This is a genomic window from Deltaproteobacteria bacterium, assembly GCA_030654105.1.
In the GTDB taxonomy this organism is placed as follows: domain Bacteria; phylum Desulfobacterota; class SM23-61; order SM23-61; family SM23-61; genus JAHJQK01.
Map to the genome: position 1 here is coordinate 1 of JAURYC010000093.1, position 6,836 is coordinate 6,836.

Sequence of the window (6,836 nt, forward strand, 5' to 3'; positions counted from 1 at the left end):
GTTCGTCGTAGAGCAGGATGGCCGGCTCCATGGCGATAGCCCGGGCTAAGGATACCCGCTTGCGCATGCCACCGGAGAGCTCGGCTGGCATGCGATTTTCAACGTTCTGCAAACCGACCAGTTTTAGTTTTTCTACGGCCGCGGCCTTGATTTTTTCGTCGGAGAGATTCGTATGCCGCCCCAGGGCAAACCCGACGTTCTCCCAAACCGACATGGAATCGAAGAGGGCATCGCGCTGGAAAAGCATGCCGAATTTTTTGCGCAGCCCATTCCATTCCTCCTCGGAAAGGTGGGAGATCTCCTGCCCGTCTACGTAAATCTCTCCTTGGTCGTGATGCAGGAGGCCGATGACACACTTGATAAGCACGCTTTTGCCGGTTCCACTCCCCCCGATGACGACCATGGATTCCCCGCATTTAACTTCCAAATTGAGGCCGCGCAGGACATGGTTCGGCCCAAAAGATTTGTAGACGTTTTTAAGCTGGATCATGGTTTCATCTGAGCCGCGTCGGCATTGTTTTTCGGTCATGTTATCAACCTGAACCTTCGGTAATCAACTATCAGCTTGCAAGAAAGAATTCATTGCCCAGTCCTTAACGCTCAGTCCTCCGTCTTTTTTCTTCTGCCCTAACCCGGCGTAGCCGGAACCAAAGTGGTAAAGATAAAAATCCTAAATCCCAATATCTAAATTCTAAACAAATTCCAAATCCAAAATTCCAAATTCAAAAAGGCCTTGTTTGGAGCATTGGGATTTTGAACCTTCGTGCTTGTTTAGGATTTCGTGCTTCGGATTTAGGATTTTTCTCATGACGTTTGTTTAAAGAACTTTCTTGCCAATTTGCGCATAACTTCATTCTTAAGCGCCTAAAAGAACATGGCGGTTATAAAATAATTGGCGATCAGAATCAAAAGGGAAGACATGACTACCGCCCGGGTGGTGGATTTCCCCACGCCCTCGGCCCCTCCTTGGGTATTAAACCCCTGGTAACATCCAATGGTGGCAATGATTATTCCGAAAATGCAGGCTTTAAAGAGGCCAATATAAATGTCCTCCAAATCCAGATAATCATAGGTCCGGCGGAGGTAAACCGTTGGGTTGCTGCCCAGAAGTTTGACGCTGACCAGATATCCACCCAGGATGCCTACCACATCGGCAAAAACCGTAAGGATAGGCATGACGATCAAGGCGGCCAAGAACCTGGGCACGATTAAATACTTGATGGGATTGGTGGCCAGCGTGTAGAGGGCGTCAATTTGCTCGGTGACCTGCATCGTTCCTAATTCCGCGGCCATGGCTGACCCTATGCGCCCGGAGACCATTAAACCTGAAAGAACCGGACCCAGCTCCCGGGTCATGGATAAGGCCACCACTGTCCCTACGAAGGCCTCGGCGTTAAAACGCTTGAAGCCTGTGTAACTTTGCAGCGCCAGAACCATTCCCGTGAAGGCTCCGGTGATCAGAACTACCGGTATGGATTTCACCCCTACTTCTTCAATCTGTTTGAGGAGGTTGCGAACATCAAACGGCGGGCGAAAAGTCCAGATGAGGGTTTTATAAAAAAGAAGCATAACCCGCCCGGACTCGTCCAGGAATTTCAGGATAAAAAGGCCGATGCCGTTGAAAAAGTGAATCATTTTCTAAATTTTAATCCTTCCGATGCAGCCGACGATTGTAGGCTGCCCCATTTCCTGATCCTTACTTAGTAGTCATGGTGTAAACCCCATCCCAGTCTTCGGGCGGTGGTGTTTTTTCCAGGGTTTGACATCGTTCTACGTAGAGCCTTGCTGGGCCATCCTCGGGATACCGTTCCAGGATCGACTGGAAGATTTTGCGCGCCGTCTCCCAATTTCGGTTCCTGTATTCCCCCAAAGCAGCCTGAAATTCCTCAGCCAAGGCCTTCTGTTCAGGTAGGGTTTTGGCCCGACGGGAGAGAAGTTCATAAATCTTTACGGGTTGGTCTTTACCCTTGACCCGGACCAAGTCTAACTCCCTCCCCAAAATCTCTTCCCGGACGCGCTCATAGGTCATCTCACTGATGATAATATTCGTTCCGTACAATTTATTCAACCCTTCGAGGCGTGACCCTAAGTTGACGCTGTCCCCCATCACCGTATAATCGAAACGCCGCTCGGACCCCATGTTGCCTACAACCATGGGCCCGGCATTGATGCCGATGCCGATGTTCATCCGGGACATGCCCTCGGTGGCCCATCTTTGCTGGAGCAAACGCAGTTCTTCCACCATCTCCAGGGCGGTGTAACAGGCCCGTAACGGATGATCGGATTGATCCAGGGGCGCTCCCCAGATGGCCATAATGGCATCCCCCATATATTTGTCCAATAGTCCGTCATATTTAAAGACAATGTCCGTCATCTTCGTTAAATATTCGTTGAGGAACTTGACCAATCTTTCCGGAGTCATATGCTCGGAGATGGAGGTGAAGCCCCGGATATCGCTGAAGAGCACGGTGAGGTCTTTCTTCTCTCCCCCTAGTTTAAGCTTCTCCGGATCCTTAAGCATTTGTTCCACGACGGAAGCATTGAGGTAATACTGGAACGCTCCCCGCACCTTCTTTCTCTCCCTCTCCTCAGTCATGTATCGATAACCGGTGATCATCAGATAGGTAAGGACAAGATTGAATAGAGGATACGTCTGGTTCACCCAGATCCCTTGTTTCTGGAATAATTGATTGGAGGTCAGGACGAAGGCGAAAAAAAGAGAAATCCCGATCAAGGCCCCCCAGAGGGCTTTCACCTTGGGCAGGATGATTCCCAGAATGAGGCCGAGGACGATGATGGCCAGGAGGTCAAACAAGGTGACCCAATTCGGGCGGTAGAGAAACTGCTGCTTCAGGATGGTGTCGATCACGTTGGCATGGACTTCCAGCCCGGGGAAGACATGGTCAAAAGGGGTGACCCGGATGTCATAGATGCCTATGGCCGTTGCCCCAACGAGGACGATCTTACCTCGGAAAGCGTTTACCGGAACCCGGCCGTGGATCACGTCTGTGGCCGAATAGTGAGGAAAAGTCTTTTGGGGGCCCCGGTAGTTGATCAACATCCGTCCTTCTTCGTTCGTGGGAATGAAGAGGTCGCCCAGTCGTATCTCTTCTACGCCGAACTCGGCAAGGCGTAGGACCAGCGGGGAGTTATTTAGAAATTTTTGCAGCACAGCCAAAGACAGAGCACAGTAGTGTTTATCTTGGTATTTGATTACCAAGGGGATCCAGCGCACGGTCCCATCGCGGTCCGGAAAAATGTTGAAATACCCGGCTCCTTCTGCCGCTTCGGCAATGACCGGGATGTTCACCTCGGCATAGGTCGCTTCGAAAAGGGGGACCTTGGCTGCTGCTTGCGAAGAATATTTCACCCAATTGTAGGTGGAGAGAGGCGGGAGGTCTTTGGGGAGCTGTTTTTTCTCCTTGGGCAGGTCTTCTTTGGTAAAAAAATGAAAGAAATACCCGAGGACCGCCCGCCGGGAACGAGCCAGGGAATCGGCCAGAGTTCGATCGGTATCCGCTTTTTGGATTGCTTGGGAAAGATATTTTTCTAAATCCCGGTTCGTTAGCTTTAGTTCGTTCATCTTCTGCTTTAAAGCGGAAAGACTTTTAAGTTCAGAGTTTTCATCTGGTTCGGCCCAGACGATGTCAAAGCCCACTACTTTGGCCTCATATTTTACTAAGGCATCCAGCAGCTGGGCCATACGAACCCTCGGCCATGGCCAGCGTCCCAGCTCATCGAGGGATTTTTCGTCGATGGCTACCAGGGCCACTTCTCCGGTGGTAACAATTTTACCCCGGGAGTGGAAGCGCAGGTCAAGGGTCTTCAACTCCAGCAAGGATAAAAAGTCAGGATCCAGATAATAGATCACTGAAACAGCAAGGATAGAGAGGAGAGCAATTTTCAGCCCTGAAAGCCGGAAAAATCTTTTCAGTATCACACCTTCCCGAAAATATTATAAAAAAGTTTAACAAATCCATTCTTTAAAAGCAACCGCTAACTGCCCTTTAAAAAGGCTTGAAAAAGCTCCAAAGGTATGTCAAAATATTTATCTTGATGGCTTAAACTATCTGAATTTTCAACTGTCATTTCGGATCTTGCGCTGGCGGGAGTCGCCATGAAAGACTGTGGATTGACAACTTGCTAATGCCTTTCACTATAATAAGATTTATCGGTGGAAATCAGCGGCAATCTGCGTCCCAATAATGAATAAAGATCCTTTACCCGAAAATCCCAGGCCAGTATGTTTTGGCGACGAAGCGAAGTTTGTGACCTACATGGAGGCACCGGCCGGTGATGCTGAATGCGCCAGCTGCCCAAGTGAAAACGAATGCGGGGAATTCGTCCTTTTTAAATGTTCCCGGGAGTTGATCTTTTGATACAAAGAATCATTTATATCCTAACCATCTTGCTGATGCTTATTCCTTCATCCGTTCTGGCCCAAAATTTGACCCCTTCCCTTCTGGATGATAAAAAGGGTATCTATGCTATCGTCAAGGATGGCCAGGGAGAAGCGGTGGAGGGATATTTACACCTAAGTTCCGAAGAACTCACGGTACGAACAAAGGAGAATAAGGAAAGGTCTATCCCGGTGAAATATATTAAATCCATCACCTTGGAAGAAATCAAAAGCGAAGTTCCAGGGGAAGATTCCAAAAAGCAAGCAACTTATAAGGTACGCCTGGAAAATAGCCAGGAGATCTATACGTTAAAAAAGAAATACTCCTTCAGCCTAAATACGAACTTGGGATTGGTTACCAGGACCATCGACCCGGAGGTGGTCAATAATATTTTTAACAAAGAAACATCCCCATCGGGTAAGACTGGAAATGAAAAACTTTTCATCCAGGATAAAAGCGTGGTCTTCAGCCTGGAGTTTAAATTTTGATGAACTTTTTTCTATATTGATCACCCCTCTATATCCTCCGGACCTTCTGAGCCGACGTAGCTCAGTGGTAGAGCAGCCGATTCGTAATCGGCAGGTCGGGAGTTCAACTCTCCCCGTCGGCTCCAATAAAATCAAGGAGTTAACCTATATGATGGCTAACTCCTTCTTCTTTTTTGCTAACCTATAGCTAACACCAAGAGTGATCTTGGATGATATATTTGCTGCGAAATTCCATCCGGTTCATTTCTCAAATTCCAAAAGAGATCCATCCTCAATAATCTTCCTTCGCGGATGCATAAATTTATGTCCGTCCGCTTCGATCTTGATCCTCAATGTTTTTATTCTGGGTATTGTGACAACAACCTTCCCTACCCACCACCTCTTCCCCGGTACAATAGCCTTCCCCAGCCGCTTTTACTCCCACATCTCGCCCACCATCTCAGCCGGTTATCTTGATCTCCGCCCTTGTAGCCGGATTATGCCCTTTAGTGCTTTGGGTTTCGATAAAGCCAGTTTTCGGGTACCAGCAATAAAGGAGGGGGAATTCTTGGTTTGGGAGGTGGGCAGTAGCATCGGTGTAGCAAGGACTGTTGATACCGTCTTGTGAGAAAACTCGGATTTTTTTCATGAGCCCAAATAGCTCTATGGAGAGTTATTGGAACTGGGAGATCCGTTGCTTCCTCTTATGGCGGATTCGGAGATCAATAGCTGGCGTTTTCTGGTCATGCCCCGGATGGTTTCATTTATGGCTTTTGCTCGCCTATCCAGCTCATCGAATTTCGCGTCCTTCCCCCTAATTTCTGAATCTCCCCGGCAGGGCTGGAGGCGGAGGACAGCTTGATCCTTTTGTATCGCGGCCAGTTCTTTTTGCAGATCCCGTATTTGGTTTTCGAGTTGCTTGATCATTTTCCCTTAGGTTCGGCCACCTTGACCTTAGGCCGAAGGCAGTGGTCTGGAAACCTTTCTGCTTGGGAGTGAATGGTAACGACTTTATAACATTGGCCAGAGCCAAGCAAGATCAAAATTCTCTTGCCACCAACCGCGAGAGCAGGAACCCAGTTTTTTCAACCAGTCCTGGCGTCCGGTTTTCATCGGAGCGTTGGAAGGTTTTTAGAAGATAGTAAAGGACATCTCAAAAAACTGAGATGTCCTTTTGATTAAGCTTGATCCCGAATAACCTAAATGATCTGGACGTCCTTGGCTTTCGGTCCTTTGGATGTCTCTTCGACCTCAAAACGCACTTTCTGGCCTTCCGATAGGGTCTTGAAACCTTCACCGGTTATGGAGGTGTGATGAACAAAAAGGTCTTGTCCGCCGTCCTGCTCGATAAAACCAAAGCCCTTCTTCTCGTTGAACCACTTCACTTTTCCTTCTGGCACAAAAATACCCTCCTTTTGTTTCATGCTTCCAGCATAAGTCTGGATTTGGTGCTTCGGCTCCATTAAAAAGCCGATTTCACTTCTTACGATAAACGTTCAACCCGACCTTAGCCTCTTCATGCTCCGGAATGGTCACATTACCCTCAGTTGACGCAATAATGATTGTCTTTCCAGAAGCAGATGGACCAAATTCCTTCGATAGATCAATCTTAATTGTTAGGATGTTCCCTTCAAGAGACATTTCTACGTTTTTCATAGTTTACCCCCTTATTTCTTTCCAGGAACGATAGCCTCTTTAGCCGCCTTCGCTACTCTCAATTTCACCACGGTCTTAGCAGGAATCTTGATTGCCTCACCAGTACCCGGATTGCGTCCCATACGAGCTTTACGCTTCACCAGGACCAGTTTCCCGATCCCAGGAAGGGTAAAGGAGCCAGCTTTCTTGGTTTCGGAAACCGCTAAGGCTGCTACCTCGTCAATAATCCCAGAGGCAGTCTTCTTGGTGAACTCAAATTTCCCTGCAAAGTGAGACACGATTTGGGATTTGGTCATGGGTTTCTTAGCCATTT

8 protein-coding genes and 1 tRNA gene are annotated in these 6,836 nt (G+C 48.2%); 2 read left to right on the forward strand and 7 right to left on the reverse strand.

The window, feature by feature from the left end; translation table 11 throughout:
* The 3 genes from Q7V48_03545 to Q7V48_03555 form a co-directional block, all read right to left on the reverse strand.
* The coding region (locus Q7V48_03545; protein ID MDO9209811.1) for an ATP-binding cassette domain-containing protein at positions 1-529 on the reverse strand (529 nt) is incomplete at its 3' end.
* Positions 530-864: 335 nt separating this feature from the next.
* The gene (locus Q7V48_03550) at positions 865-1,635 is read right to left on the reverse strand and encodes an ABC transporter permease (protein MDO9209812.1); all 771 of its coding nucleotides are present in this window, start codon (positions 1,633-1,635) and stop codon (positions 865-867) included.
* Positions 1,636-1,696: 61 nt separating this feature from the next.
* Positions 1,697-3,940, reverse strand: a complete 2,244-nt coding sequence (locus Q7V48_03555) for a CHASE2 domain-containing protein (protein MDO9209813.1) — start codon at positions 3,938-3,940, stop codon at positions 1,697-1,699.
* Positions 3,941-4,375: 435 nt separating this feature from the next.
* Here Q7V48_03555 and Q7V48_03560 point away from each other — a divergent pair, with 435 nt between their 5' ends.
* Positions 4,376-4,888, forward strand: coding sequence for a hypothetical protein (locus Q7V48_03560; GenBank protein ID MDO9209814.1), 513 nt, complete (start codon positions 4,376-4,378; stop codon positions 4,886-4,888).
* 50 nt (positions 4,889-4,938) lie between these two features.
* Positions 4,939-5,013 (forward strand) — tRNA-Thr (locus tag Q7V48_03565).
* Positions 5,014-5,530: 517 nt separating this feature from the next.
* On the opposite strand, the gene Q7V48_03570 is transcribed toward Q7V48_03565, so the two are convergent.
* The 4 genes from Q7V48_03570 to Q7V48_03585 all read right to left on the reverse strand — a co-directional run bounded on the left by Q7V48_03570 (position 5,531) and on the right by Q7V48_03585 (position 6,834).
* Positions 5,531-5,794, reverse strand: coding sequence for a hypothetical protein (locus Q7V48_03570; GenBank protein MDO9209815.1), 264 nt, complete (start codon positions 5,792-5,794; stop codon positions 5,531-5,533).
* Positions 5,795-6,066: 272 nt separating this feature from the next.
* The gene (locus tag Q7V48_03575) at positions 6,067-6,267 is read right to left on the reverse strand and encodes a cold-shock protein (GenBank protein ID MDO9209816.1); all 201 of its coding nucleotides are present in this window, start codon (positions 6,265-6,267) and stop codon (positions 6,067-6,069) included.
* A gap of 76 nt (positions 6,268-6,343) precedes the next feature.
* Positions 6,344-6,523 carry a hypothetical protein gene (locus Q7V48_03580; protein MDO9209817.1) on the reverse strand — a complete coding sequence of 60 codons (180 nt, stop codon included), beginning with the start codon at positions 6,521-6,523 and terminating at the stop codon, positions 6,344-6,346.
* Positions 6,524-6,534: 11 nt separating this feature from the next.
* Positions 6,535-6,834 carry an HU family DNA-binding protein gene (locus tag Q7V48_03585; GenBank protein ID MDO9209818.1) on the reverse strand — a complete coding sequence of 100 codons (300 nt, stop codon included), beginning with the start codon at positions 6,832-6,834 and terminating at the stop codon, positions 6,535-6,537.
* Positions 6,835-6,836 lie beyond the last annotated feature (2 nt).